The sequence below is a fragment of the Krasilnikovia sp. MM14-A1004 genome (assembly GCF_047159485.1).
Taxonomy (GTDB): Bacteria; Actinomycetota; Actinomycetes; order Mycobacteriales; family Micromonosporaceae; genus Actinoplanes.
On the sequence record NZ_AP038773.1, the window covers coordinates 1,624,877 to 1,651,615 of the forward strand.

18 protein-coding genes are annotated in these 26,739 nt (G+C 72.1%); 9 read left to right on the forward strand and 9 right to left on the reverse strand.

Going from position 1 to position 26,739, the window contains the following annotated elements:
- Positions 1-19: 19 nt before the first annotated feature.
- Positions 20-1,777: an AfsR/SARP family transcriptional regulator gene (locus ACMCNN_RS07510; RefSeq protein WP_412745446.1), complete on the reverse strand. Its 1,758-nt coding sequence runs from the start codon at positions 1,775-1,777 to the stop codon at positions 20-22.
- A gap of 229 nt (positions 1,778-2,006) precedes the next feature.
- Between ACMCNN_RS07510 and ACMCNN_RS07515 the strand changes: the two genes are divergently transcribed.
- The 4 genes from ACMCNN_RS07515 (at position 2,007) to ACMCNN_RS07530 (ending at position 10,432) form a co-directional block, all read left to right on the forward strand.
- A complete protein-coding gene (locus tag ACMCNN_RS07515) occupies positions 2,007-3,677 on the forward strand; it encodes a multicopper oxidase family protein (RefSeq protein ID WP_412745447.1) in 1,671 nt (556 codons plus the stop codon).
- Entirely contained in the window at positions 3,677-4,453 is a 777-nt protein-coding gene (locus ACMCNN_RS07520; protein WP_412745448.1) for a hypothetical protein, read from the forward strand. Before ACMCNN_RS07515 ends, ACMCNN_RS07520 begins: the two co-directional genes overlap by 1 nt.
- A gap of 162 nt (positions 4,454-4,615) precedes the next feature.
- Positions 4,616-9,946: a peroxidase family protein gene (locus ACMCNN_RS07525; RefSeq protein ID WP_412745449.1), complete on the forward strand. Its 5,331-nt coding sequence runs from the start codon at positions 4,616-4,618 to the stop codon at positions 9,944-9,946.
- Between the two features lie 93 nt (positions 9,947-10,039).
- Positions 10,040-10,432: a DUF1801 domain-containing protein gene (locus ACMCNN_RS07530; RefSeq protein WP_412745450.1), complete on the forward strand. Its 393-nt coding sequence runs from the start codon at positions 10,040-10,042 to the stop codon at positions 10,430-10,432.
- 48 nt (positions 10,433-10,480) lie between these two features.
- Here the strand turns inward: ACMCNN_RS07530 and ACMCNN_RS07535 are convergent, their stop codons facing one another.
- From ACMCNN_RS07535 to ACMCNN_RS07545, 3 genes are all read right to left on the reverse strand, one after another.
- Positions 10,481-10,810, reverse strand: a complete 330-nt coding sequence (locus ACMCNN_RS07535; protein WP_412745451.1) for a helix-turn-helix domain-containing protein — start codon at positions 10,808-10,810, stop codon at positions 10,481-10,483.
- Complete coding sequence (locus ACMCNN_RS07540) at positions 10,807-11,178, reverse strand: type II toxin-antitoxin system RelE/ParE family toxin (protein WP_412745452.1); 372 nt, start codon at positions 11,176-11,178, stop codon at positions 10,807-10,809. Before ACMCNN_RS07540 ends, ACMCNN_RS07535 begins: the two co-directional genes overlap by 4 nt.
- A gap of 228 nt (positions 11,179-11,406) precedes the next feature.
- Complete coding sequence (locus ACMCNN_RS07545) at positions 11,407-11,781, reverse strand: cupin domain-containing protein (protein WP_412745453.1); 375 nt, start codon at positions 11,779-11,781, stop codon at positions 11,407-11,409.
- A 56-nt stretch (positions 11,782-11,837) separates the two neighbouring features.
- Here ACMCNN_RS07545 and ACMCNN_RS07550 point away from each other — a divergent pair, with 56 nt between their 5' ends.
- A complete protein-coding gene (locus tag ACMCNN_RS07550) occupies positions 11,838-12,308 on the forward strand; it encodes a MarR family winged helix-turn-helix transcriptional regulator (protein WP_412745454.1) in 471 nt (156 codons plus the stop codon).
- Positions 12,309-12,313: 5 nt separating this feature from the next.
- Here ACMCNN_RS07550 and ACMCNN_RS07555 read toward each other — a convergent pair whose 3' ends face one another.
- Positions 12,314-14,263 (reverse strand): hypothetical protein, encoded by a 1,950-nt coding sequence (locus ACMCNN_RS07555; RefSeq protein ID WP_412745455.1) that lies wholly within the window; start codon positions 14,261-14,263, stop codon positions 12,314-12,316.
- 75 nt (positions 14,264-14,338) lie between these two features.
- Between ACMCNN_RS07555 and ACMCNN_RS07560 the strand changes: the two genes are divergently transcribed.
- Entirely contained in the window at positions 14,339-14,713 is a 375-nt protein-coding gene (locus ACMCNN_RS07560; protein ID WP_412745456.1) for an MmcQ/YjbR family DNA-binding protein, read from the forward strand.
- A 3-nt stretch (positions 14,714-14,716) separates the two neighbouring features.
- Here the strand turns inward: ACMCNN_RS07560 and ACMCNN_RS07565 are convergent, their stop codons facing one another.
- The gene (locus ACMCNN_RS07565; protein WP_412745457.1) at positions 14,717-16,192 is read right to left on the reverse strand and encodes a pyridoxal phosphate-dependent decarboxylase family protein; all 1,476 of its coding nucleotides are present in this window, start codon (positions 16,190-16,192) and stop codon (positions 14,717-14,719) included.
- Positions 16,193-16,357: 165 nt separating this feature from the next.
- Between ACMCNN_RS07565 and ACMCNN_RS07570 the strand changes: the two genes are divergently transcribed.
- Positions 16,358-17,938 (forward strand): diguanylate cyclase, encoded by a 1,581-nt coding sequence (locus ACMCNN_RS07570; protein WP_412747093.1) that lies wholly within the window; start codon positions 16,358-16,360, stop codon positions 17,936-17,938.
- A 65-nt stretch (positions 17,939-18,003) separates the two neighbouring features.
- Here ACMCNN_RS07570 and ACMCNN_RS07575 read toward each other — a convergent pair whose 3' ends face one another.
- Together ACMCNN_RS07575 and ACMCNN_RS07580 are read right to left on the reverse strand one after the other, a co-directional pair.
- On the reverse strand, positions 18,004-19,836 hold the full coding sequence (locus ACMCNN_RS07575; RefSeq protein ID WP_412745458.1) for a hypothetical protein: 1,833 nt from the start codon (positions 19,834-19,836) through the stop codon (positions 18,004-18,006).
- Between the two features lie 104 nt (positions 19,837-19,940).
- Positions 19,941-22,166: a tetratricopeptide repeat protein gene (locus tag ACMCNN_RS07580; RefSeq protein WP_412745459.1), complete on the reverse strand. Its 2,226-nt coding sequence runs from the start codon at positions 22,164-22,166 to the stop codon at positions 19,941-19,943.
- Between the two features lie 179 nt (positions 22,167-22,345).
- Between ACMCNN_RS07580 and ACMCNN_RS07585 the strand changes: the two genes are divergently transcribed.
- Both ACMCNN_RS07585 and ACMCNN_RS07590 read left to right on the forward strand, forming a co-directional pair.
- Positions 22,346-23,080 (forward strand): AfsR/SARP family transcriptional regulator, encoded by a 735-nt coding sequence (locus ACMCNN_RS07585; protein ID WP_412745460.1) that lies wholly within the window; start codon positions 22,346-22,348, stop codon positions 23,078-23,080.
- A 73-nt stretch (positions 23,081-23,153) separates the two neighbouring features.
- Positions 23,154-24,494, forward strand: coding sequence for a hypothetical protein (locus ACMCNN_RS07590; protein ID WP_412745461.1), 1,341 nt, complete (start codon positions 23,154-23,156; stop codon positions 24,492-24,494).
- A gap of 3 nt (positions 24,495-24,497) precedes the next feature.
- On the opposite strand, the gene ACMCNN_RS07595 is transcribed toward ACMCNN_RS07590, so the two are convergent.
- The gene (locus ACMCNN_RS07595) at positions 24,498-26,531 is read right to left on the reverse strand and encodes a GGDEF domain-containing protein (protein ID WP_412745462.1); all 2,034 of its coding nucleotides are present in this window, start codon (positions 26,529-26,531) and stop codon (positions 24,498-24,500) included.
- Positions 26,532-26,739 lie beyond the last annotated feature (208 nt).

Sequence of the window (26,739 nt, forward strand, 5' to 3'; positions counted from 1 at the left end):
AGCGGCGGCGGTCTCCTGCTCAGGAGGCCGCCGCCAGCTTTTCCCGCAGGTGTGCGCTCGACGCGCTCGACACCTGTTCCCGGATGGCGTCGCGGATCAGTGAGCTGCGGTGCTGCACCGTGCCGTCGGGGCCGTCGCTGAGCAGGTGCGCGTGCATCAGGTCGTCGATCGCGGTCAGCACCTCCGGCACGGGCCGGCCGGTGAGGGGTGCCAGGTCGGTGGCGCTGAGCGGGCCGAGGACGGCGCACAGGCGCAGGACGTCCCAGGCGGGCTCGCGCATCCACCGGGTGCGCTGCCGGGCGATCTGCATCGCGACCGCACAGGCGATCTCCGGCGGCCGGGTCGCGACCGGTACGAGGGCGGGGATCCCGCCGCTGCGTTCGGCCACCCGGTCGTCGCCCAGCGGCGCCAGCTCGGCCGGGGTCAGCGGGCCGAGCCGCAGCACCACCGCGGTGTCGAGCGCCGCCAGCGGACGGTCGACGACCTGTGACGGGTAGCGGTAGGTGAGCACCACGCGCAGCCGTGGGCAGTGCCGGCTGAGCCAGGACAGTTCGGCGACGCCCGCGGCGTCCAGGTCGGCGGCGTCGTCCACGGCCAGGTACACCCGCTCGGGGCGGTCGAACACCGTACCGATCAGCTCCAGGTCCTCGGGGCCGAGCGGCCGGTCCGGCCGCGCGCCGTCGACGGCCGCGAGGACGTCGGCGCCGGCGCCCAGGTCGATCAGGGCGGCGCGCAGCCACGCCAGCCGGAACACCCCGGCCAGCGAACCCGCGTGCCCGATGCCGACCCGGCCGGGAGCGCGCCGGGCCAGCTCGGTCACGAACGCCGACTTGCCCGCCCCGACCGGTCCGACGACGTGCACGATCAGCGGTGCCGCCGGGTCGAACAGCACGTCCAGCAGCGGCTGACGGCCCACGAAGCCGCCGGGCGCGACGGTGACGCGCGCGGCATGCTCCGGCGCGGTGACCCGGGTGGCCGGCCGTGCAGGGACGGGCTGGGCGGCCGCGGGCTGCGGCTCGGGCGGGCGGGGGAGCCGGTGCGCCAGTGCGGCGGCCTGCAGCCGGATCAGCTCGGCCGACGGCGGCACGCCCAGCTCCTCGTCGAGGACACGGCGGCACCGGTCGAAGATCCGCAGGGCCTCGTCGGGCCGGTCCATCGCCACCGCCGCGGACATCGCGGCCTGGTAGCCCGACTCCAGGAACGGGCTGAGCCCGATCGCCTCCTGGGCCAGCCGCAGTGAGCGAGCGGGATCCTCCGCCAGCGCGGCCCCGGACAGCGCCAGCAGCGCGTTCACCGCGGCGAACTGCACCTCGGTGCGGGCCGGATCGGCCCAGTCGGCGTACGGGTCCTCCGGGAAGGGCAGCTGGCGGGCCAGGGTGAGGATCTCCGAGTACGCGGCCAGCCGTTGCGGACCCTCCGGCGGGAGGTCGTCCAGGCTGCGGATCCGGGTACGCAGCTCGGCGAGGTCGAGTTCGGCGCGGCCGGTGTCGAACAGGTAGCCGCTGCCGCGGGTCACGATGAACCAGGACGCCGAGTTGCTCCCCGGCTGCAGCCGCCGCCGGATCATCGACACGTAGTGCTCGAGCGTGGCGACGTGGTTGCCGGGCAGGTCGGCGCCCCACACCGCGTCGGCCAGGGCGTCCTTCGACTGGATGCGATCGTGCCGGGCGGCCAGTACCGCCAGCACCTGGCGGGCGCGGCGGGGCAGCTCACCGGCGGGCAGCACGACGCCGTCGCCGTCGGTGACCATCATTGGCCCGAGCACCGTGACCCGCATTGTCTGACTGACCTCCTCCGCAGGATGCAGCGATCGGTGTTTCCCCGCGGATCCTGAGCCTTTCGTCCCCGCCCCGGCTGGATCCTGAGGTGTTCTCCAGCCGCGGCTGAGGTCTCGCTGATTGTCCATTCGGCCGCTGCGGGGCCCGGCGACAGGATTTCCACCGAGGCACCTCAGCGGCCGTCACTAGCTTCTGCGCCACCTGGTTCGTGGAAAACGGAGAATGCGGATGACTGACTCAAGGCTGACCCGGCGCGGTCTGCTCAAGGGCGCGCTGGCCATCGGTGGTGGCGGCCTGATCGTGGCGGCCACCGGCGGCGAGGTCGTCGCCGCATCGAGTGCGCTTGCGGCGAAGAACATGCCCACGCCGTACACGAATATGTTCCGGCGTCCGCCGGTGCTCCTGCCCTACGCGCAGGGTGTCGACGCGAAGGGCCCGTTCGCTAAGTACGCGCTGACCCAGAAGGTCGGCATGGCCAGCATCCTGCCCGGCCTGACCACCAAGATCGCCGGCTTCAACGGGATCTTCCCCGGCCCCACCATCAAGGTGCAGCAGGGCACGCGTGCCGAGGTGCGGATCGCGAACAAGCTGACCGTGAGCCCGCTGCACGGCGGCGAGTTCAGCACGGTCACCCACCTGCACGGCTCGGCGTCGCTGCCCCAGTACGACGGGTACGCCAACGACCAGACCCACCCGGGTCACGTGAAGTACTACCAGTACCCGAACTGGCAGCAGGCCCGCACGCTCTGGTACCACGACCACAACCACCGCACCACCGCCCAGAACGTGTTCTCCGGGCTGGCGGCGCAGTACCACATGCACGACAAGTACGAGACGGCTCAGCTGCCGCAGGGCGAGTTCGACGTGCCGATGATCGTCAGCGACATGGCGTTCAAGGCCGACGGCTCGGTGGCGTTCGACCACGGCGACAACGCCGGCTTCATGGGCGACGTGATCATGGTGAACGGCGTGCCGTGGCCCAAGATGAAGGTCAAGCCCCGCGTCTACCGCTTCCGCTTCCTGGTGGCCAGCATCTCCCGGTCGTACCGGTTCGCGCTGAGCACCGGCGACCCGTTCTACGTCGTCGGTACCGACGCCGGCATGACCCCGAAGGTCAACGCCGTGACGTCGTGGCGGCACGGCGCCGCCGAGCGCTACGAGGTGCTGATCGACTTCCGGAAGTACAAGCCCGGCCAGAAGATCGAGCTGAAGAACCTCAGCAACAAGAACAACGTCGACTTCGCCAACACCGGCAAGGTCCTGCAGTTCGAGGTCGTCGCGGACTCCGGCCCGGCCGACACGTACAAGATCCCCACGGTGCTGGACCTCGGCCCGCAGCCGTACGCGAACCGCGGTGCCATCGAGGTCAACAAGCTGACGCCGGACATGGCCAAGGCCCGCCGCTCGCTGCGCCTTCAGCGCAAGAACGGCATCTGGACCGTCAACGGCGAGACCTGGGACGACATCGAGAAGACCGATTTCCAGCGGGTCTTCGCCAACCCGAAGCCGTACGACGTCGAGATGTGGGACCTGATCAACGAGTCGGGCGGCTGGTTCCACCCGCTGCACATCCACCTGATCGACGCCAAGATCATCGCCCGGAACACGACGTCCAACAAGCTGGCCCACGCCTGGGAGGGCGGCGGCAAGGACGTCTTCTACCTCGGTGAGAACGAGACCGTGACCGCGCTCATGCAGTTCACCACGGGCGACGGCAACGCCGGTGGCCGCTACATGACGCACTGCCACAACCTCATCCACGAGGACAACGACATGATGATCCAGTTCGCGGTGGGTGACATCAACGTCAACGACCCGATCAACTCGGACATGCCGAAGGTCGACCCCGACGCGGAGTGGCCCGCCAAGTACGCCCCCAGCTTCCCGCTGGGGACCTGATGGACCGCCGCAAGCGGGATAACAGCCTGCGCTGGAGCCTGGTCGTCGCACTGTTCCTGTGCGGTGTCGCCGCGCTGGGCACCTGGGGTGGCGGCTGGGCCGTCACCCCGGCCCCGGCCGCGGCGGCCGGGCCGATCAACGACGACGCCGGTGACGAGCTGGCCACCACCAGCTTCGACGGCCCGATGGTGCGCCAGCGGGCGGCCATCGGGATCCTCCCGGTCAAGGGTGCCGACCGGCGTCAGATCGCCCGGGAGCTGCGCGCCTCGGCCAAGAAGGGCGGATACGGCGAACTGAGTGACGCGACGTTCGCTGTGTTCAACGCGGGGCTGCTGGAGCACATGGTGCCGGAGTTGACGCTGGTTCTGCCCGAGGGCGCCTCGGTCGGGGACGCGGACCGGTTCATGCGCGACTACCAGCCCGCCACCGTGGGGTTCTACGTGGTGCAGCCGGTGCTCGTGCACGACCTGACGTTCGCGGTCGTCCCGGCCTCCGGGGTCACCCCGGCCAAGGTGCAGGCGGTCGAGGACGCCGAGGGCATCCTCGCCGACTCGCTGAACCACTACGTCACCACGGTGCAGCCCGCCGGGCTGACCGTGCGGTACTTCGGGGCCATCCTCAGCGACGGCCAGATCGAGACCGTACGGCAGGCCATGGGCCGGGCCGCGCAGGTGCCGGCCGAGCGGGTGGCCGTCGAGGCGAACGAGGCCGGGCCGGGTGTGGACATGTCCCACGGGGCGCCCGACCTGACCGTGCACGTGGGCGGGCACCACTGATCGAGTAGCACAAGGCAGGGCTGAAGGCCGTCCCCGGGGAGCGGGGGCGGCCCTTCAGCGTGTCCTCAGCCGGACGGGAGCGGGACGGCAGTCGGACCACACCGGCGCTGCCCAAGATGTGCGAATTCAGCGCTTTTCCCCGACTCCCACGGAGATGCGTCAATGAGGCTCCCCCTCCGCACCGCCATCGGTGCCCTGGTCACCACCCTGGTCGCCGGCACCGCGGTCGCCACCCCCGCTGCCGCCGCGCCGATCGGCCAGGGCTTCACCATCACCCCCGCCGACCTCGCGTACATCCTCAAGCAGATCAAGATCGCTGAGGCGCACGTCGCGCACACCACCAGCGCGACCGGCCCCTGCGGCGCGCTGCTCGGCGACGGGCCGGACCAGCTGCCCAGCCCGCTGCTCTCCATGGGCCTGCGCACGGTCGACGGCAGCTGCAACAACCTCACCGCCGGCCAGGAGACGTACGGCGCAGCCGACCAGAAGTTCCCCCGGCTCGGCAGCAAGACCTTCAAGGCCGCCGAGAGCGCCCCCGCCGGCATGTTCGGCCCGGGCAGCCCGGCGATGTCCACCACGTACGCGGACAAGAGCCGGAACAACACCGTCGTCGACTCGCAGCCGCGGCTGATCAGCAACCTGATCGCCGACCAGACCGCCAACAACCCGGCCGCCGTGGCGGCCGCGGGCAACCCGGTCCGGTCGCAGAGCGGCGCGAAGCCCGCGACCACCGACGGCGGGACGCTGTTCATCCCCAACGTCACCACCGACGCCGGCCTGTCCGCGCCCTACAACTCGTGGTTCACGCTGTTCGGGCAGTTCTTCGACCACGGCATCGACCAGACCGTCAAGGGCGGCGGCACGGTCATCGTCCCGCTCAAGGCCGACGACCCGCTGATCGCCGGACCCGACACCGTCCCCGGCACCGCCGACGACCCCAAGCCCGGCGACGCCAAGTACGTGCCGCCGTCCATGCGGTTCATGGTGCTCACCCGCGCCGCCAACCAGCCCGGCCCGGACGGCAAGCTCGGCACCGCCGACGACGTGCAGGACGCCGTCAACACCGACACCCCGTTCGTCGACCTGTCCCAGGCGTACACCTCGCACGCCGCGCACCAGGTCTTCCTTCGCGAGTACGCCAACGACCCGCAGGGCCGCCCGGTGGCCACCGGCAATTTGCTCTCCGGCCCGCTCGGCGGCATGCCCACCTGGGCGGACACCAAGCGGCAGGCGGCCGAGCTGCTCGGCCTGCAGCTCACCGACGCCGACGTCACCGACGTGCCGATGGTCCTCACCGACCCGTACGGCAAGTTCGTTCCCGGCCCGGCCCGCGGCCTGCCGCAGTACGTGACGCGTTCCGGCCTGGTCGAGGGCGACACCGCGAACCCGGTCCGGGTGCCCGCGGACGTGCTGCACTTCGACACGCCGTTCCTCACCGACATCGCGCACAACGCCGACCCGAGCCCGGTGGACACCGACCACAACCCGGCCACCCCGCCGGTCGCGCCCCGCGCGGACGACGACGACACCGCCAGCGCGGACTTCGCCAAGCAGCCCGCGGGCACGTACGACGACGAGATGCTGGCCGCCCACTACATCGCCGGTGACGGCCGGGCCAACGAGAACATCGGCCTCACCGCGGTGCACGACATCTGGCACGCCGAGCACAACCGGCTCGTCGGCGACATCGAGCGGGTACTCACCGAGGACGGCTCTGCCCTGTCCGAGTGGCAGATCGGCGACGCCTGGAACGGCGAGCGGATCTTCCAGGCCGCCCGGTTCGTCAACGAGATGGAGTACCAGCACCTGGTCTTCGAGGAGTTCGCTCGCAAGATCCAGCCGGCGATCAACCCGTTCCAGCCGTTCGCGTTCACCCAGACCGAGCTCAACCCGGCCGTGTACGCCGAGTTCGCGCACGCCGTCTACCGCTTCGGCCACTCCATGCTCACCGAGCAGATCTCGCGGACCCGCGAGGACGGCTCCGACGCCTCGATGTCGCTGCTCGACGGGTTCCTCAACCCGATCGCCTACACCGACAACGGGACGCTGACGCCCGAGCAGTCGGCCGGCCAGATCGTCATGGGCATGTCCGGCCAGGTCGGCAACGAGCTGGACGAGTTCATGACCGACACGCTGCGCAGCAACCTGCTCGGCCTGCCGATGGACCTGGCCGCGATCAACATCGCCCGGGGCCGCTCCGAGGGTGTGCCGTCGCTGAACAACTTCCGGCGCGAGCTGCACGACAAGACCAACGACGGCCAGCTCGCGCCGTACACCAGCTGGGTGGACTTCGGTGAGCACCTCAAGCACCCCGAGTCGCTGGTGAACTTCGTCGCCGCGTACGGAAAGCACCCCAGCATCGTCGCGGCGACCACCGCCGCCGCGAAGCGGGCCGCCGCCCGTGCCATCGTCGACCCGCAGACCGGTGACACGCCCCCGGCCGACGCCGCCGCGTTCATGAACGCCTCCGGCGCCTGGGCCGCGGCACCGACCGGGCTGGACGACGTCGACCTGTGGATCGGCGGGCTCGCCGAGGTCACCAACCCGTTCGGCGGCCTGCTCGGCAGCACCTTCAACTACGTCTTCGAGGAGCAGCTGACCCGCCTGCAGAACGGCGACCGGCTGTACTACCTGGCCCGTACCCCGGGCATGAACCTGCGCACCCAGCTGGAGGGCAACTCGTTCGCCGAGCTGATCGGGCGCACCACCACCGCGCACAGCCTGCGGGCCGACGTGTTCTCCACCGCCGACTGCACCTTCGAGCTGGCGAACCTGGCCGGCACCGCGGCCGGCTACGCCAAGGACGGCAACGTGGTCGCCGACGACCCCGCCACCGCCTGCGACGAGAGCGCGCTGCTGATCCGCATGCCGGACGGCACCATCAAGTACCGCTCCCGCAACACCGTCGACAAGCCCGGCATCAACTCCCAGTCGACGTTCGCCGGAACCGACGAGCGGGACCGGATCAGCGCGGGCAACGACAACGACACCGTCTGGGGTGGCGAGGGCGACGACGTCATCGAGGGCGGCGCGGGCAACGACATCGCGCTCGGCGGCGAGGGCGACGACATCATCACCGACCTCGGCGGCGACGACATCCCCAAGGGCGGCCCCGGCAACGACGCGATCGACGCGGGCCCCGGCCTGGACATCGTGCTCGGCGGCGACGGCAAGGACTTCACCAACGGCGGTCTCAACGCCAACGAGACGTTCGCCGGCGAGGGCGACGACATCGTCAACGCCGGTGACGGCGAGGACGCCGTCTGGGGCGACTCCGGCGACGACTGGGAAGAGGGCGGCAACTCGCCCGATCTGCTGCAGGGCGACAGCGGCAACCTGTTCTTCCTGGACGACACCAACAAGCCCGGCAACGACGTCCTGATCGGTCAGGGCGGCGACGACGACTACGACATGGAGGGCGGCGACGACATCGGCGTCCAGGGCCCCGGCATCGAGAAGAACGCGGGCGGCTCCGGCTACGACTGGTCCATCGCGGCGCGCCCCGAGCAGGGCGGCGACGACCAGCCGATGGACTCCGACCTGGACCTGCCGCTGCTGCCGCTGGGCATCCTCGCCGTCGGTGTCCGCGACCGCTACAACGAGGTCGAGGCGCTCTCCGGCGGTGTGCACGACGACATCCTGCGCGGCGACAGCGTCACCCCGTCCACCCGTGGCGGCGGCGGCTTCCTCGGCTGCGACGCCCTGGACGCCACCGGCATCGCCCGGATCAAGGGTCTCGACCAGGTCGTCACCAGCCTGCCGACCGCGGCCTCCGCCGTGGGCAACCAGACCGGTCGCCCCTGCGACCTGCACGGCAACGTGTGGGGTGAGGGCAACATCCTGCTCGGCGGGCCCGGCGACGACACCATCGAGGGCCGCGGCGGCGACGACATCATCGACGGCGACCGCTACCTCACCGTCCGGCTCAGCGTCCGCGACGCGGACGGCAAGGAGATCCGCACCGCGAACAGCATGGCCGAACTGCAGGCCGACGTCTTCGCCGGCAAGATCAACCCCAAGGACATCGTCACCGTACGGGAGATCCGCACGGCCCCGTCCCAGGGTCAGGACACCGCCGTCTTCTCCGGCAACCGCGACCAGTACGCGGTCACCCCGGTCGGCGACGCCCTGATCGTCTCCGGCCCCGACGGCACCGACACGGTCCGCAACATCGAGAAACTGCGCTTCGCGGACCAGACCGTCGAGGTCACCGCGGCGACCGCGGCCACCGCCGTCACCGCGTTCGCGGGCGACGCCGAGGCCACCGTCCTGTGGACCGTGCCGGTCGACGCGAGCGGCGCGACCATCACCGGTTTCCAGATCGAGGTCAACGACGGCACCACGACCCGGCTGGTCGACGCGGCCGCCACGGCCACCAACATGGTCGTCACCGGCCTCACCAACGGCGTACCGGTGACCTTCCGGGTCCGCCCCGTCACCACCGCCGGGCCGGGCGAGTTCAGTGCCCCGTCCGCGCCGGTCACCCCGATGGCCGCGCCCGACTCGCCGGTGATCCCGGTCGCGCCGGACGCACCCGTCATCGGCACGGCCACGACCGGCAACGGCACCGCCGTGGCCCGCTGGACCGCACCCGCCCGCAACGGCGGCAGCGACATCTTCGGGTACGAGGTGCAGGCGCTCGACGCCGGCTCCGGCATCGTGCTCGACGTGGACGTCGCCGCGGCGGACGCCACCCAGCTCACCTTCAGCAGCCTGGTCCCCGGCGGGTCGTACGTCTTCTGGGTCCGCGCGGTGAACGCCGCCGGTGCCAGTGAGTTCTCGGCGACCTCCAACGTGGTCACGATCGGCGCCGGCGGTTCGGGCACGCCGGCCGACCCCGGCACCCCGGCGGACCCGGGCACCCCGGTTCCCCCGGTCATCCGCACCGCGCCGGGCCAGCCGACGATCCGGCAGGCCTCGGCGGGCAACGGGGTCGGCACCGTCCGGTGGACCGCCCCCGCGCAGAACGGCGGCGCGCCGATCATCCGCTTCGAGGTGCAGGTCCTCGACGCGAAGGGTGCCCAGGTCGGCAAGCTGCGGACCGCGTCGGCAGCGGCCTCCGTCCTGACGGTGACGGGTCTGAGCAACGGGACGGGCTACCGGTTCCGGGTGCGGGCCGTGAACTCGGTCGGCATCGGCGCCTTCTCGGCCCGCTCGGCCGCGGTGAGCCCGCGGACCGCGCCCAGCGCCCCGAAGCGCCTCACCGCCAGCCGGGGCCCGAAGGGCGGCAAGCTCACCGCGACCCTGCGCTGGACCGCCCCCGCGTCGACGGGCGGCGCGACGGTCACCGCGTACCGGATCACCCGTCAGCGGCTGGACGCCAAGGGCCGCCCGCACGGCGCCCCGGTGGTGATGATGGTGTCGGGTAGCCGCCGCGCGATGTCGTTCACCGTGTCCGGTGTCCGGTCCGGGACCCGCTACCGCTGCACCGTGCAGGCCGTCAACGCGGCCGGTACGGGCCGGGCCCGAGCGGTCACCACGACCGTCCGGTAAGGGGAGAGCAAGGGAACCGGCGGTGCTGTCGACCAGCACCGCCGGTTCCTTTCGTCTCCGGCACCAGCCCGTCGCCCGGTACCGTCCGAAGACATGGGTTACCGGAAGGATCCGCGGGTGGATGCGTACATCGACGCGCTGCCCGACTGGCAGCAGGCGGTCTGCCGGGAGGTGCGCGACCTGATCCACGCCGCCGATCCGGAGATGACGGAGACCATCAAACGCACCGACCGGCCGTACTTCGTGCTGCAGGGCAACGTGTGCGCCCTGCTGGCCGCCCGCGACCACGTCAATGTCTTTCTGTACGACGGCGCGATCGTCGCCGACCCGGACGGCATCATTACGGGCGGCCATGACAACAAGACCGCACGGACCGTGGCGGTGCGGCGGGGCGAGGCGATCAACAAGCGTGCCCTGACCGCCATGGTGCGGCAGATCGTCGCCAACAACCGGGCGGGCGGCTGGCGCAGGCTGAAAGGCGGATGACCGACCGGGGTACGCGACCGAGGCGTGCCGAGCTAGCAGCCGACTCGATCAGGCAACACGCAATGTGAGCGGTCCACGTGAGACGACAATGGAAACCTCGGCGCCGAGCGCCTCGGCGTATGCGCGCAGCGTGTCCAGGCTGTCCACCTGGCCGTGCTCGATCTGGGAGATCCGGGCTTGGCTCACGCCGAGGACGGTGGCCAGTTCTGCTTGAGTGAGGCCAGCGGACTTGCGCATTTCGGCGAGCTCGTGTCCGCGGATGCGCCCCAGGTTCTCGGCGCGAATCGTCGTCCGCTCGGCTTGGGCTTCGGGGCTGGCCAGCCACGGCTCGCGAGCCATTGCCTCAGCCTTCACTTCACTCCATCTCCTGGCGGTCATTTCCCCTCCTCACGCTTGCGTTCGACCTCGTACTGTTCGTACCTGTGCTCCGCCACCGGAATGTTGTCGCGATACCAGCGATTCCATTGGCCCGCCTTGTCGCCGGCGACAAGGATAACCGCGTCCCGTTCCGCGTCGAAGATGAACAGTAGGCGGATCTCCGAACGCCCGGCCGATCCCGGCCGCAGCTCTTTCAAGTTGTGCAGCCTGCTGCCATGAATCCGGTCGACCATGGGCCGACCCAGACCCGGCCCTGCCTCCGCCAGGTGATCGATCGCCTCCATCACCCGGTTGGCGGTGGCCGGATCGGACTCGCATAGATCCAGGAACCAATCCTCGACGGCGTTGACCAGTACAACGTCCCACACAAGATTATAAACTACACCTTATGTTGGTCCGGCAGTCAAGCTGAGAGGTCAGTGTTCGGAGCTGGGCAGGGCACGCGTGGCCACCGGCTGCTGATCGATGGGCTGGCGTGCCTGTTCCGGCTGGAGTCGCAGGCCGGCCGGCGCGCGGCCGGCGGCCTGACGACTTCCTTCCTGTTCGGCCTGCCTCCGGCTGGGGCGGCCCGTCCACCAAGTCGCGGCCGGCGCCGGTCACTGCCCCCAGGGTGGCGTGCCGATCGACGTGCCGTCGGCGGTCCGGCCGATGAACCCGGAACGGATCGCCACGTACACCGTGGCCGGCTGGTCGCCGGGGTTGCACAGCTGGATCGGCTGGCCCGCCGGTACGACGGCGGCGTCGCCGGGGCCGAGCGGCTCGGCGTCCGGGCCGAGTTGGACGGTGCCGGAGACGACCATGAAGACCTCGTCGGAGTCGAGGGTGTGCGGCTCCGGTGACTTGAGCCCCGGTTCCACCGTGAGCAGCCAGGTGCAGATGTCGGCCGAACCGCGGCTGGGTGCGGCCAGCGCGGTGAATTCGACGCCCGGCACCTCGAAGCGTGGGGCCTGCGCGGTGCGGATGATGTGCATCGTTCCTCCAGATAGACAAGCCAGCTTGTCCAAGCTGACTTGTCTATCATGAGGACATGGCGGCACAAGCGCAACCCCTCGATCTCGGCATCCTGCTGGCGCTCGCGTACCAGAACTTCGTCCGCGACCTCCGCAGCCACCTGGCGGAGCAGGGCTTCGACGATCTGGGCCGTTCCGACGGGTTCGTGTTCCGGGCGCTGGGCGCGCGCCCGATGTCCATCAGCGAACTCGCTGTCCGGCTCGACGTGACCAAGCAGGCCGCGGCGCAGATCGTCGACGACATGCAGCGGCGCGGCTACGTCCGCCGTACCCCGGATCCGAACGACAGGCGCGCGCATCGCCTGGAGCTGACCGACCGGGGCGACGCGGCGCTGGCCGCGGCGCGCCGCTTCCATCAGGGCTACGAACGGCGCCTGACGCGCGCGCACGGCGCGGCGGCGATGGGCGCGCTGCGCGACGTGCTCAGCACGCTCGCCGGTGGACCCGACGAGACGCTCGATCCCCGGCTGCGCGCTATGTACCTCTAGCCCGGTTACGCCGGGGCGGCCGGTGGCGGGGTGACCAGCAGGACGCGGTCCTCCCGGACGATGAGCACCCGCCCGTCCCCGCCGACCGCCAGCACCTCGTGCCCGGCCGGGTCGGCGGGCAGGTCGAGGGGCACGCGGTCGAATTGCAGGCACTGCTGCCCACGGCAGCGCCACAGGATCTGCTGCCATGACCCGCGCGCCCGGCCGATCGTGATCCGCGCACCTGGCTGCTGATCCGTGACCGTGCCGGTGGCCACCGCTGCCGTGGCGTAGACGTCGGCACCGGCGACGGTCACCGCACCCGACTCCTTCGCGACGTCGCCGGCCAGGCTGATCCCGCTGCCGCCGACGAACAGCTCGCCGCCCCGCAGCGACACGACGTTCTGACCGGGGGCGGTCGGCATGCTCCACCGTGCGTCGGGCGGCGCGGCGTCCGTATCCGTCGCCCGAGGGTTGGCGCAGGTGACCGGCTCGCAGGTCACCACGTGCACGGAGCGCCCGGTCCAGAACGCGGCGACCGGACGCCCATCGGCGCCGATCGACAGCCGGCCGCGCTGGTCGTTCGGGAAGCCGTCACCCGGCGTGCGCTCGACGGTGCCGACCACGTGCCGCTCGGGCTTGTCGCAGGGCACCTGCGCGCATCGGATCAGCGAGATCGTGTACGTGGGCCGCCCCGGCCGGTCCTCCGGCGACGGCATCGCCAGCGCGAACCAGATCGCGCCGTCGGGCGCACTGGACGCGGCGAATTCCGGCCAGCCGAACGGTTCCCTGGCCGAGGCGCGGACCGGCAACCACGCTCGGGTGCAGCCGGTGCGCGTGCACCGCCCGTACTCGATGAAAGGCCCGCCGTTGTCCATGCCGCCGCTGGTCGTCGCCGTGACGACCGTGCCGTCCGCACCGACGCCGGTCGAACTCATGCCCTCGACCGCCGAGGGAACGGCGACCTGGTCGACGTAGCGGTCGCACAGGTCGGTGTCGCAGAACCGCACCACGGTATTGGTGACGATGACCGGATGCTGCCCGGCCGGCCACTCCGCGGCCACGGCGCCTCCGGGCGGTCGGGTGGACCGCAGCGCGGGCGCGCCGTAGGGGTTCGCCGCGGCGACGCCGGTCGACACCAGCACGGGGAGCGCCATCGCGCCCAGGCCGAACCAGACCCAGCCCACCCGCCGGCCGGCCAGCGGCGCCAGCCGGGCATCGACCGCGCCGAGATCCGTGGCACACCGCGCCCCGACCTGCCGGACATAGACGTGGGCGAGGATGCCCGCCTGGACGGCGACGACACCGGTCAGCAGGACCGCGTCGAACACATCGGTCACCGCGGGCCGGGTCGTCAGCGTCTCCAGCCGGTCGACGACGGACGAGGCGAGAGCCGGACACACGACGCCGCCGAGCAGGAACGCCCCGGCGGTGCCGAGCACCCGCCCCCTTGTCAGCTCCCACGCGGAGCCGCCGAACACCCGGGTCGCCACGCCCAGCAGCATCCGCGCCGCGGTCAGCGCGACCAACGCCAGCGCCGCCACCACGACGATGATGCCGAGCGGAGCCTCGACCGCGCCGGCGACACCGGCGACCACCCGGATCGGGAGAACGATGGCGCCGCCGACCGCGCACATGCCCAGCGCCAGCACCGGGAACGTGCGGCAGGCCACCATCAACGCCCGGAACGGATCCACCGGGCGCTCGCGCAGCGCACCGACCAGGGCCACCGTCCCCGCGGTCAGCGCCAGCAGCCAGGCGACACCGGTCAGCGCCAGCTTGAGCCACACCCGCAGGTCGGCCGGGCCGCCGACGAGCAGGCCGCCGTCGACGACCACCATCTGGTCGCGGCCCATCGACAGATCCAGTGCCAGCGAGCCGATCAATGACAGCGCGAGCGCGGGCAGCACCGCGGCCAGCAGCCGATCCCCGTGGATCAACGCCAGCCGATAGCCGCTCAGCGCGTTGCCGAGCACGGCAGGCCGACCGAGGTGGGATGCATCGGCGCAGGATAGCCTCGGGACACAAACGGGGGTACGGGAGGAGGGCGGGTGGCTGACGCCGACGACGTTCGCCGCCTGGCGCTGGGTCTGCCGCACGTGGTGGAGATCGCCAGCGACGGGTTCGACTTCCGCGTCGCCGACAAGGGTTTCGTCTGGTCCTACCCCGAGCGCAGGCCGGGAAAGCCGCGGGTGATCCGCACCGACGTCGCGGTGCTGTACGTGGGCGACGAGGCCGAGAAGCAGGCGCTGCTGCTGGGCGAGCCCGATCTGTTCTTCACCACCGCCGGGTACGACGGCCTGCCGCTGGTGATGCTGCAACTGCCGCGGGTGAGTGTCGAACGCCTGAGCGAGCTGGTGACCGACGCCTGGCGCATGCGCGCGCCGGACGAGCTGCACGCCGAGCTGGAAGCGGATGACGTCTGACGTTCAGCCCCACTCGGCGGTCACGGCGTCGCCGACGTCGACGAGGCGTTGCGCCAGCCCGTCCACGTCGGCCTCGCGGTGGCGTACGCCGATGAAGCACGGCCGGATCGCGAACCGGCCGTCCACGACGGTGCTGGTCGGCAGGTAGCCGGTGCCGCGCCAAAGGCGGCGCAGCAGTTCCTCGTTGAGCCGGTCCAGCTCCGCGTCGCCGACCGGGTGCGCCGGGCGGTACCGCACGCAGGCCACCGACAGTTCCGGCTCGGTCAGCGCCTCCAGGCGGGGATGGTCGCGGGCCAGCTCGGTGAGGCGGCGGGCGTACCCGACGTGCCGGCGGATCCGCTCGTGCAGGCCCGCGCGGCCGATCTCGTGCAGCACCGCCCAGACCAGGACGCCCCGCGGCGGCGCCGACAGCTCCACGCCCATGTCGTCGTAGTGCACACCGAACTCCTCGAACGGTGAGGCCACCGCGCCGTGTCCGGGCATCGCCAGGTACGCCGCCGGGGTCTGGGTGAAGCACCGGTGCAGCAGTTGCGGGTCGCGCACGTACGTGGCGGCGCAGCCGACGCCCGTGGCCAGCCACTTGTGCGGGTCCACGATCCAGGACTGCGCGCGGCGCATCCCGTCGAAACGGTCGGACATTTCCTGGACACCGGCCGCGGGCAGACCGTAGGCGCCGTCGACGTGCAGCCAGACGTCGTGGCGTTCGGCGATGTCGGCCAGCGCGTTCAGCGGGTCGATCGCCCCGGTGTTGGTCGTGCCCGCCACGCCCACGACGGCGACCGGAACGGCCCCGGCGGCGACGTCCGCGTCGATCAGGTCGGCCAGCAGGTCGGGGCGGATCCGCTGGTGCGCGTCGACCGGTACGGCCCGGACGCCGTCGCGGCCGAGTCCCAGCACCGCGGCGGCCCGCTGGATGGTGTGGTGCGCCTCGGCGCTGGCGTAGATCCGGCCGCGGGCGCCGGGCGGCAGGCCGTCGCGGCCGACGTCGACGCCGCGCCGCTCGAACGCGGACTGGCGGGCGGCCCCGAGGGCCAGCAGGTTCGCCACCGAACCGCCGCTGCTGTAGACCCCGGCGACCGGCTCGTCCAGCCCGCAGAGCCGGGCCAGCCAGCGCAGCGAGACGTCTTCGAGCAGGTTGAAGGCGCTCACCGCGTACCGCTGGGGGCTGGCCAGGGCGGCCGCGAACTGGGCGACGGCCGGTACCGCCGGTGGGCCGGTGGTGATGAAGCCGGTGAACCGGGGTGCGCCGACGGGCAACCCGTTGGCGACGACCCGGTCGGCCAGTTCGGCGAGGGTCGCCGGGGCGCCGGCGCCGTGTTCGGGCAACGGCGTGTCCAGCGCCGCCCGCCAGCTCTCGCGGCGGCGGGCCGGCCCGGTGACGTCGGTGAACTCCAGCCAGCGCTCCAGGGCCGGCAGAACCGTGAGGGTGGCCTCGGTCAGCCCGAGCGCGGCCTCGCGGCCCTCTGTGCACTCGCCCATGAGGCGAGCATGCCACCGCCGGACGGCCGGTCCTTGCGAACCGCGCCGCCACCACCGGGACGGGCAACCGGACGTGTCCCCGCCCACGTGTCAGGTATTTGCTTCAACCCCGCGCGCACCGGGCCGATCGGTTTTCGGAACGACTGACCGGTGGAGGACGGCGTGATGGACCCGGAGGAGCTGTCGGCTGCGCTGCTGGCCCTGGAGGACCAGATCGTCCTGAACATCGAGGCCTGCCATGCCGCCGCGGTCGACCTCGAACGGCGCGCCTCCGCCCTCGGCGACGAGGGGCTGCTGGTCCGCGCCCGCCTGTGCGCGGCCGGGATGCTGCTGCGCACCGGCGACATCGCCACCGCCGCACGGCAGATCCACGCCCTGCACCAGTGGGCCGTCGCGCACGGCGACCGCCGGTTGCAGTCGCGTACCCACATGGCGTGCGGGAACGTGCAGCGGCTGGCCGGTGACGCGGCCAAGATGCTGGAGCACGCGCTGAGCGCGGTCGAGCTGCTGGACGAGACGGCGACGCCGTACATGCAGGTGGCGCACCGGCTGCGGCTGGCCGAGGCGCTGGTCCTCAACGGCCCGGTGGACTCGGCCCGGCCCCGGTTCCGCCAGGCCGAACAGCTGGCCCGGGAACTGGAGCAGTGGGAGCTGCTCACGGTCGTGCTGAACAACTGGGCGTACTGCGAATTCACGGCGGGGGAGTTCGCTCGCGCCGAGCAGGTGGCCGCGCGGCTCACGGCGCACGCGGCGGAGCACGGCTTCGACCTGGACCCGACGGCCCTGGACACCATCGGCGGCATCCAGATCGAGAACGGCCAGTACGCCGAGGCCGAACGCACCATGCGGCAGTGCATCGCCCGCTACCACGCGGGTTACAGCGACGACGCCGACGACATGGCCGAATACCTGCTGACCCTGTCCCGCGCGCTGCGCGGCCTGGGCGACCTGGACGGCGCCCAGGCGAGCCTGGACTCCTCCCGGAAGCTGTGCACGGAGCGGGACCTGCACGAGGTCATGGTGCGCGTACACCAGGAGCAGGCCGAGATGTACGCGGCCCGCGGCGACTTCGGCGCGGCGTTCGCCGAACAGAAGGTCTTCTTCGACGCCCGCGAGAACCTGCGTTCGCAGCAGCGCGAGGCGCAGGCGCAGACCCGGCACGCGATGTTCGAGACCGCCGAGGCGCGCCAGGAGGCCGAGCAGTTCCGCGAGCAGGCCCGCCGCGACCCGTTGACCGGGCTGCGCAACCGCCGCTACGTCGACGAGGAGTTGCCCGCCCTGGTCGCCACGGATCCGGACCTGGTGGTGGCGATCGCCGACGTCGACCATTTCAAACGGATCAACGACACGCTGTCGCACGACACCGGCGACCAGGTCCTGGTACGCGTCGCCAAGCTGCTGGAGTCCGAACTCGCCGCGGTCGCCCCGGACGGGTTCGTGGCCCGGCTCGGCGGCGAGGAGTTCCTGATGGTGCTGCCCGCGACGGCGCTGGCCGCCGCGACCACGGCCGTCGACGGGATCCGGCAGGCCGTCAGCGACCACGACTGGCGCGACATCGCCGGGGAGCTGCCCGTCACCGTCAGCATCGGTGTGGCCGGGGTGAACGAGACGTCGCCGCGCAGCCAGTCGGCGGCACTGTCCACGGCGGACCGGAACCTCTACGCGGCCAAGGGCGCGGGACGCAACCGCGTCGTCGCGGGTACGCCCCGCGAACGGCGGCCCCGCGCCTACCGCGACCGCGACTGACCCGCCGCCGGGCACACATCTGGCCGGCCACCCCGGGCCGGCCAGACGTGTGCGAGGCGGTGCGGTTACCGGTTGCCGTCGAGGACGGGTGGCGGCTTGCCGACGTACACCGCCGCCGCCTTCTCGCCGAGCACCGCGACGTCGAGCGTGCAGGCATCGATCCAGGCGTCCTGGACCTCGGCCTGGCGGCAGATCGACATTCCCCGTTCGCGGAGCTTCGGGTCGAGGTCCTGCGCGAAGAACGGCTTCGCGGGGTTGCTCTCCTCGACCTTGGTGCCGCACGGAGCCAGTAGCGAGTCGGTCGGCGTGACCCGCCAGCTGTCGCCGTAGCGGTAGTACAGGTCGTCGAAGGAGAGCGGGACCTGGAACACGGTCCCGTCGCTGGCTTCGAGGAGCTGCACGTTGTTGTCCGGGTTGCCGAGCAGCCCGCGTACCTTCGTCGGCCAGGTGCCGACACCCACCGACACGTCCATGTAGTCGGGTGCGCTGTGCGGGGTGATCCGGACGCTGTTGCCGCTCTGATCGGTCACCACGTACGCCCCGCCGGTGAGCCAGATGTCCACACCGGACGGCAGCGACAGCGGTTTGCCCTCCCGGATTTGGACACCCTTGCCGTCCACCACGAGCCGGGGCCCGCCGCAGACGGCCACCGCAGTGCCGCCCATCCGCGTCGCGACGGCCTGGTTGACGGAGGCGTTCGGCCACGTCGGCGCGCCGGACACGTGTCGTGCCTGCACCTCGAAGTCCGGCCCGGTCTGCGCCAGCTCGAAGTCGCCGACGGCCTGGAAGTCGTACGCCAGACCGGCGACGGTGTGCGCGTGGACGTCACCGATGGTGGTGGCCGCCGCGCAGTTCGTGGCGGCGCCGCCGACGGTGTCCTCGACGAACCGTACGGCCGGGCCGGGCGGCGTCCACACCGGGGCGGGCGTACCGAAGCTGAGGTTGTTCTTCTCCGCCGTGAACCCGGTGGCCACGCAGATCGGCGCCGCCGTACCCCCGTAGATGGTCCTGGTGCGCACGGTCAGCGCCGCGCCCGGGTTGAAGCTGGCCGTGCCGCCGCCGGCGCTGTTGCCGCCGTAGCCGAACACGTTGAACTCGGCGGTGTCCCAGCCGACGGCCGCGTTGACGGCGTTGTCACCGACCCGCGTGTACGCCGTGGCACCGTCGAACAGGGTGACGCTGTCGCCGCCCGCGGTCGCCTGACCGGACAGGCTGAGCGAGCCCAGGTTGGTGATCGGCTGGTTGGGTACGCCGACCGCGCCGCCCGTGTTGTTCTTCCAGCAGTAGATGTCCGAGTCGCCGACGAACGAGAACGTGTTCCAGCCGACCCCGGCGGGGCACGGCGCGTTGTACTGCAGCAGCCAGTACTGGATGAACGCGACGCCGGAGGAGCCGTCGTTGCCGTACACGAACTGCTCCCAGCCCTGGCAGGCGGGGTTCGGTGAGCCCGCACATGCCGTGCTGGCGAAGAAGTTGGTGTTGAGCTGCAACGTGTACGCGTTCGCGATCGACGGCCCGGAGTTGCCGATCGGCCCGCTCTCGCTGGTCACATTGACGACACTGTCGAACGAGCCGATCGCGGTCGAGATGAACCCGCTCGGCACCCGCGCCGCGATGTCGCTGCCGTTGCCGATCACCAGCGGTCGCGGCCCGCGGTGCGGCGGCTGCGGAATCTCGGGTGCGGTGGCGCACCGCACCGTCCGCCAGGCGAGCCGCGGATAGGTGGCTGTGTAACAGCCCCGCCCCGGCCGGGGGGCCGCGGCGATGCCGGCCTGCCAGTCGCGCCGGGCAGGCTGCGCCGCGCTGGCCGGCGCCCAGAGGGTGGACGCCAGCAGGGTCATCAGCGCCATGGCGCCGAGCACCATGGTCCTCGTTCTCCGTGTGCGGTTGAATGTCATGGCCGTTCCTCTCCTCACGAGCTGGTGAACGCCCGGGGTGGATCGACCAAGCAGACGGCGATCGCCGCTGGCGAATCAACGCCGCGGCTGCTTCCGAAGTGCCGTCAGTCCGCTGGTGTCAGATAGCCGAACTGGCGCATCAGCTGGCGCACCTTCGCCTCGCGCTGGGTCTGGCCCAGCCGCCCGTACAGGCGCAGCGCCTCGGCGAAGTTGTCCCTGGCCCGCTCGAACTGCTCCTGGGCGTGGTAATCGGCACCGATGCACCGGTGGGTGATGGCGAGGATGTGCTCGTTGCTGGTGTCCACGGCGATCGCCTTCGCCTCGTGGTGATAGCGCAACGCCGTCTCGACGCCCAGCTCGAACGTGGCCGAGCCGAGGTTGTTGAGGAAGATGGCCTCCGTCGCCCGGTCGCCCAGGGCACGGCTGAGCTGGACACCGCGCTCGGTCAGCTCCCGCACGCGGGCGTAGTCGTGCCGCCGGAACGCCGCGACGCTGTGCGCCTCCAGGACCCGCATCGTGCCCGCATCGTCCCCCTCGGCCAGCGCGTACGCCTCCGCGAACGTCTGTTCGGCCGGATCGTGGTGCCCCGCCTCGGCCAGCGCCTTGGCGATGACACTGAGCATGATGACCCGGCGCTGCGCGGTCGGCGCCAGCGCGAGCGCGTCGCGGTAGAAGCCGACCGCCTCGTCGAACTCCCCGGCGTTGAAGGCGGCGTTGCCGCGCTTGCTCAGCAACAGGTGCAGCCGTTCGGTGGCCTGCTCGCCGCGGCTGGAGTCGATGGCGGCGTCGAGCATCCGCAGCAGCGCCAGCGTGTGCCCGTGCGTGTCCAGATACCCGCGACCGGCCAGGGCTTCCACGATCGCGACGACGTCGTCGTCCGCGCCGCGCCCGGCCGCCGCCACCACGTTGTCGAGGTCGCGGGCGATCACCGCGTGGTCGTCGGCGTAGGCCGCCACGAATGCGCGGACCGCACCCACCGCCGTCGTCGCCCCGTCGCTGCGCAGCACCGTGCGGGCGTAGCTGACGGTCAGATCATGGATCACGTACGCGCCGCCCGAGCGCTTGGCGAAGCTCACGTCGACCAGGGCGTTGAGCGCCGACCGTGCCCGGCCCGGGCCGATGCCCAGGTAGCAGGAGAGCAGTTCCGGTGTGACGCTGCCGCTGAACAACGCGCCGACCGCGGCCAGCGCGTCCCGGGCGTCGGCGTGCGGCAGCGCGCCGATCGTGGTGTCCAGCAGGCGGCGGCCGTTCTGCCGCCCCGGCGCGGCGAACCCGGCGGGCATCTCCAGCTCGTGCGGCGAACCGTCGACGTCGCGGCGCAGCTCGGCCGGGGTCAGCGCGTACTGGCGCAGGCGATGCCCGGCGATCTCGATCAGGTACGGATGGAACCTCAGATCCCGGCAGAGCGCCTCGGCGTCGGGTTGCGCCGCGACGGCGTCGTCGTGCGCGTGGTGGGCCAGCAGGCGTACCGCCTCGGCCGCCTCCAGGCCGTCCACCTCCACCTGATGCGCGAGGCCCAGCCGGAGCCGGGAGGTGACCAGCACTGCGACGTCGGCCGGTATCGCCTGGAGGACGGTGTGCAGCGCGGCCGGGTTCCACACGTCGTCCAGGACGCACAGTCGGATCCCGGACTGCGAGAGCTGGCCCGCGATCGCCAGCAGGCGGGAATCGCCGCCCGGTGGCAGGGCCTCCCCGGTCCCGAACGCCGTGGACAGGCACCGGGCCAGCCCGTCCAGGACGACGTCGGCGTCGGCGTCACCGACCCGCATCCAGACGTACGGCCCCCGGTGCGCGTCGACGCACCGGTCGGCGACGGTCGCGGCGATCGCGGTCTTGCCGGCGCCGCCCAGCCCGTACAGCAGGACCCGGCCGTTGCCGTCCAGCCAGGCGGTCACCGTCTCGATGACGCGTTGTCGGCCGACCATCAGCTCCGGGCGGTTCAGCCGGTTCGCCGCGGTGTCGAACAGGATCACGTCGAGTCTGGTCGTACTGTCGTCGTCGGTGGCGGCCGACCAGACCGGCCCGGAGCCCGCCGGTGCGGCTGGCACGCCCGCGCGGCGGTCGTTGCGGACCGTGGCCGCCGACCGCCGTAGCCGCTCTGCCCGCGCCGGGTCACCGCCCAGGAACCCGACGACGGCTTCGAGCCGTTCCGGCCCGATGGGGCGGGCCGCGGTGAAGAACGCGGACACCGTGCCCGCGGCCAGCCCCACCGCCTTGCCGATCCGGGCCATCGAGGGCTGACCGTGCACGCGGTGCAGCTCGTCCAGGTACTCCAGCAGCTCGCGCTCCGGGCCGTCGGCCGGCCACCGGTGCTTGCTGAATCCGGCCACAGCTCCTCCTCGCGCCCACGATCCATCCAACCGCACCCGCGCCACGGGCCACACACTGCTGTCGTCCTGCCGATCCTCAGCAATCCGACCGCAAACCGTCAGCATTGCCGCCGCACCCCTGTCCGGCGCCCGGACCGGTGCCGCAGGCTGACCGGCATACCGAATCGGGGGAGGAACCGATGACGATCACCGCACTAACTCATGCCGACCCGGCTCATGCCGACCCGGCCGACCGCGTCGCGCTCGCCCGGCCCTGCCGTGCCGTCGCGCCCCCGCTCCGGCCCCGGCTGCGGTTCACCGGCTTCGGGGTGTTCCGGGCCGACGTGGACGGGGCCCGGATCCTGCTGCCGCCGATCAGCCGGACCATGCTGGCCCGCCTGGTGCTGGCCCGCGGCGGCCTGGTCTACGCCGACGACCTGTACCGCGACTGCTGGGGCGATCCATCGGCGGTGGTCCGGCGCGAGCAACGCGTCGCCGTGCACAAGCGCATCGGCGAACTGCGCCGCTGCCTCGCGCCCGGCACCGACGGCACGGCCCTGCTGGTGACCGAACGCTCGGCCCGCACCGGCTACCGCCTGCTGCTCGACGACGACCAGGTCGACCTGCACGTCTTCGCCGACCTGGTGTTCCGGGCCGCCGCCGTCCAGGACGCGGTGGCCGTGGACCTGCTGGGGCGCGCGCTGGCGATGTGGACCGAGCCGCCGCTGCTCGGCCTGCCCGACGCCGGGTTCGTCCGCGACCGCGTGTCCTGGCTGACCGACCTGCGCGACAGGGCCTGCCGGGACCTCGCGGCCGTCTGCGGCGCGCTCGGCCGTGGGCGCGACGCGCGGGCCGCGTTCGACCGGCTGCAGGCACGCCACTGCACCGACGCCGGCCTGCGAGACCTGATCGACAGCCTGCGCGGCGATCGATAACCCGTCACATCCATTGCGTACGGCCGCCGCGCGGACCAGGCTGCCGGTAGCCGCGGAATCGCCGGAGGTTTCCATGACACGCCCGTACGGGGCCCTGCTGGCCCTGCTCGTCCTGATCGGACCGGCCGCCGCCGGTGGCGCCGCGGCGGCCGGTCCACGGCTGGACCCCTCGCGGCCCGGCGACGTCGCCGTACTCGTGGTCGACGACTTCGGGCTGGGCAAGGACCCTCAGGCCAAACCGGGCGACCGCGACGAGAACTGCACGGTCGGGACCAACGACGTCGGATCCAACGGGGCGGGCGACGACCTGCCGGTCTCCACGTACGCCCACGGCGAGATGGTGTACCGCGTGCTGGCCGACGAACTGACCGCCGACCTGGGCCAGCCGCCGATCGGCTCCACGACGACACCCCGGCCGGCGCCCGGCCCGCCCATCGAGACGGCGACCGATTGGAAGTTCCCGATCGGCGGCGCGTACCACCGGGCGCGGCTCGTCGCCGTGCACACCGACAGGTACCGGACCGACGACATGCTCGACGCGATCCGGGACCGGATCACCACCCTGCGGCGCGACGGCTTCCAGCGTTTCGTGCTCAACATGAGTTTCGTGGTCGTCCCCTGCGACGTCGTCAGCTGGCTGAACGACGCGGATCTCGACACCCTGCTGCAGACGTACGACGCCATGATCCAGAAGGATCCGGCGTTGAAGACCGGCCTGCTCGCCTACCTCGATCCGGCGGGCGACCTCGACCCCGCCCTCGTGCGCGGCGGCGACTTCACCGCGACCGTGCTGCGCGACGACGCGCTCCTGCCGATGCGCACCTACCTGGCGGGCGCGTTCTACGAAACCATCGACATCCGCGACTTCGCCGTGAAGGAGCGCCCGCTGTCGACGATCTACGACGACCCGGCCTGGCGCAGCTTCCGCAGCCAGTTCGTCGAGCCCGGGGCCTCCGGCGCCAGCCTGAAGGTCATTCCGGTCGGTGCGGCCGGCAACGGCGTGAAGTACCCCGACCCCAAGGCCGACCCCGACCGGGCCCACGACCCGGCGAACCTGATCCGGCGGGGCCTGCCGTTCCCGTTCGCGCCGGCCCTGTGGGACTTCGTGGTCAGCGCCAGCGCGGACGGCGACAAGCAGGTGACCGCCCGGCTCAACTCCGGCGAGGTCACGCTCGACGGCACCGGCCCGGCGCTGGTGCCGGGCAGCTTCGGCACCTCGTTCGCGGCGCCGCGGCTCAGCGCGCTCGAAGCGAAGTTCCTGGCGGAGACCGGCACGGTGGTGTGCGGCGGCACTCCACCGCTCGGGTACGTGGACCTCAGTGGCAGCCCTGTCCTCGACCTGGCCGTGAACTCGCCGTGGAAGAACCGGGACAGGGCCGCCTGGCCCGGCATCTGCGGTTCGTTCCCGACGTAGGCGTTACGCGGGTCGCAACCCGTCCGGCGCCGGGGCCTCCCGGCGCTCTGCGTGCCCGTAGCCGCGGGCCGGCCTGCGCCGATTCTGGGCGGGCGCCGGGGGAGGGGCGCTGCGGCGGCCCTTGCGGGCGTACAGATCCGCGTCGGCGTGGGCGTACAGGGCGTCGAAGTCGCTGCCGTGCGGGCCGAGGGTGGCCGTACCGATGCTGGCGGAGGTGCGCTCGGCCAGCGCCGAACGCAGCCGGTCGGCGATGGCCGCCGCCTCCGCCGTGTCGGCGCAGGCGAGCAGGACGACGAACTCGTCACCGCCGAGCCTGCCCACCACGTCGGACGGCTCCACGTGCTCCCGCAGGGTCCCGGCGACCCAGGTGAGCAGCGCATCGCCCGCCGCATGCCCGTGCCGGTCGTTGACCTCCTTGAAGCGATCCAGGTCCAGGATCAGCAGCGAGAGATCGGAATGGGCGCGTCCCAGCGTGGCGGCGAACTGCTGCTCGAAACCGTGCCGGTTGAGGATGCCGGTCAGCGCGTCCATGCGCGACAACTCGGTCAGCCGTCGGCGCTGCCGCCCGGCCTCGGCGCCCTGCGACCCGCACGCCATGGTCACCGCGATCGTGCCGCCCAGCTGCACCGCGACGTGCCAGGGACTGGCCGCGCCGACGAACACCGCGACGGCCAGGTAGCAGCTGGAGATCAGGCCCAGCAGCGGCACACCGACCCGCGGCGGCGTGCTCAGCGAGATCAGTGGCATGGGCGCCAGCAAGCCGACCGCCAGCGCGCTGGTCGCCCCACCGCTGAACGCGACGATGCCGGTGGAGAGCACGAACTCCACCAGGCCGAAGCTCGCCATCCACCAGAGCAGCGCGGCCGATCGGCTGAGCCATTCGGCGCCGGCCACGACCAGCGCCCCCAGCAGCCAGCCGGCCGCCAGCAGTACGCCCATCCCGATGCGGTGCGGATGCCCCTGCGCGAACAGCAGGACGTAGCCGAGCCCGACCGTACAGACCGAAACCCCCAGCCAGCCGCCGTCCGCGACCGAACGGCGGCGCCGCTCCCGTCCGGTGACCGCCGGGGTCGTCCGCCGCTCGACCTGAACCCGCGCCCGCGCCGCCGGCTCACCGGACAGCTCGCCGGGCTGGCGGGCGAGTTTGTCGGCGTAGACGCGCTCGTCGGCGAGCTGCCGCAGCGCCGCCAGGCTGTCCGCGTCCGCGGGATACGACGCGTAGCCGATGCTGGCGGGCGACACCGCGTCGAGGTCGGCGCGCAGCCGATCCACCACCGAGCGCGCGTCGTCGGCGTCCGCGTCGACGAGCACCGCCGCGAACTCGTCCCCGCCGATCCGGCCGACCGAGTCGTTACCCCGGATGCCGCGCGCCAGGGTCCGGCCGGTCCAGGCCAGCATCTCGTCACCGGCCCGGTGACCGTGCCGGTCGTTGACCTCCTTGAACCGGTCGAGGTCGGCCAGGACCAGGGTGACCGGCCCGCCCCGGCGTGCCGCGTCCGCGAACTCGGTCTCCAGGCGCTCGTCGAAGCCACGCCGGTTGAGGCACCCCGTCAACGCGTCGATTCGCGAGACCTCGCCCAACCGCCGCCGCAGCGACGCCAGCGCCGCCGAGTGCCGCATGGCAAGGTAGGCCACCCCGCCGTAGGTGAAGGCGAAAACCCAGGCGAAGCCCGGCGGCGCGGCGCCACCGGCCAGCGCCACCGTCGCGTACGCCGCGACGCACAGCAGCGCCATCGGGGCGAACATCCGCGCCGGAAGCACGACGGCGAAGAAGACCAGCGAGAACAACTCCAGGGCACCGAGCGGACTGGTCACGCCGCCGTCGAGCAGGGCCAGCCCGGACACGCCGAGAAGGGACACGACAGCGCTGGCCAGCTGGATCGGCACCCGCAGCCGCGAACGCGCCACCGCGGGAGCGCTCGCCCACGCCAGCAGCCCCAGAAGGGCCATGCCGGCCGCGACGGCCAGCATGACCGGGCGGTGCGGCCCGTGCGGCGTACCCAGGATGTAGATCATCGCCGCCGCGGGCGACAGCATGGTACGCAGGGCGCTCGCCCTGATCCTGCCCTGACGACGGGAGGCGGCACCCCTCCACACCGAGGGCAGCATGCGCGCGGACCTTCTTTCCAGTCGGAATGCAGGAAATATCGGCCGCGCGGGGGTGGATCTGAGCTAAGACCTACCTGACCCGGCGCGACGGTCACCCGCTGAGCGGGCCAGCCGACGGGCAGTGATCCACCTCTCG

Excerpts from the sequence above, each read along its gene's own strand:
- ACMCNN_RS07510 (WP_412745446.1), bottom strand. The coding sequence starts at position 1,777 with ATGCGGGTCACGGTGCTCGGGCCAATGATGGTCACCGACGGCGACGGC.
- ACMCNN_RS07515 (WP_412745447.1), top strand. The coding sequence starts at position 2,007 with ATGACTGACTCAAGGCTGACCCGGCGCGGTCTGCTCAAGGGCGCGCTG.
- ACMCNN_RS07520 (WP_412745448.1), top strand. The coding sequence starts at position 3,677 with ATGGACCGCCGCAAGCGGGATAACAGCCTGCGCTGGAGCCTGGTCGTC.
- ACMCNN_RS07525 (WP_412745449.1), top strand. The coding sequence starts at position 4,616 with ATGAGGCTCCCCCTCCGCACCGCCATCGGTGCCCTGGTCACCACCCTG.
- ACMCNN_RS07530 (WP_412745450.1), top strand. The coding sequence starts at position 10,040 with ATGGGTTACCGGAAGGATCCGCGGGTGGATGCGTACATCGACGCGCTG.
- ACMCNN_RS07535 (WP_412745451.1), bottom strand. The coding sequence starts at position 10,810 with ATGACCGCCAGGAGATGGAGTGAAGTGAAGGCTGAGGCAATGGCTCGC.
- ACMCNN_RS07545 (WP_412745453.1), bottom strand. The coding sequence starts at position 11,781 with ATGCACATCATCCGCACCGCGCAGGCCCCACGCTTCGAGGTGCCGGGC.
- ACMCNN_RS07550 (WP_412745454.1), top strand. The coding sequence starts at position 11,838 with ATGGCGGCACAAGCGCAACCCCTCGATCTCGGCATCCTGCTGGCGCTC.
- ACMCNN_RS07565 (WP_412745457.1), bottom strand. The coding sequence starts at position 16,192 with ATGGGCGAGTGCACAGAGGGCCGCGAGGCCGCGCTCGGGCTGACCGAG.
- ACMCNN_RS07570 (WP_412747093.1), top strand. The coding sequence starts at position 16,358 with ATGGACCCGGAGGAGCTGTCGGCTGCGCTGCTGGCCCTGGAGGACCAG.
- ACMCNN_RS07575 (WP_412745458.1), bottom strand. The coding sequence starts at position 19,836 with ATGACATTCAACCGCACACGGAGAACGAGGACCATGGTGCTCGGCGCC.
- ACMCNN_RS07585 (WP_412745460.1), top strand. The coding sequence starts at position 22,346 with ATGACGATCACCGCACTAACTCATGCCGACCCGGCTCATGCCGACCCG.
- ACMCNN_RS07590 (WP_412745461.1), top strand. The coding sequence starts at position 23,154 with ATGACACGCCCGTACGGGGCCCTGCTGGCCCTGCTCGTCCTGATCGGA.
- ACMCNN_RS07595 (WP_412745462.1), bottom strand. The coding sequence starts at position 26,531 with ATGCTGTCGCCCGCGGCGGCGATGATCTACATCCTGGGTACGCCGCAC.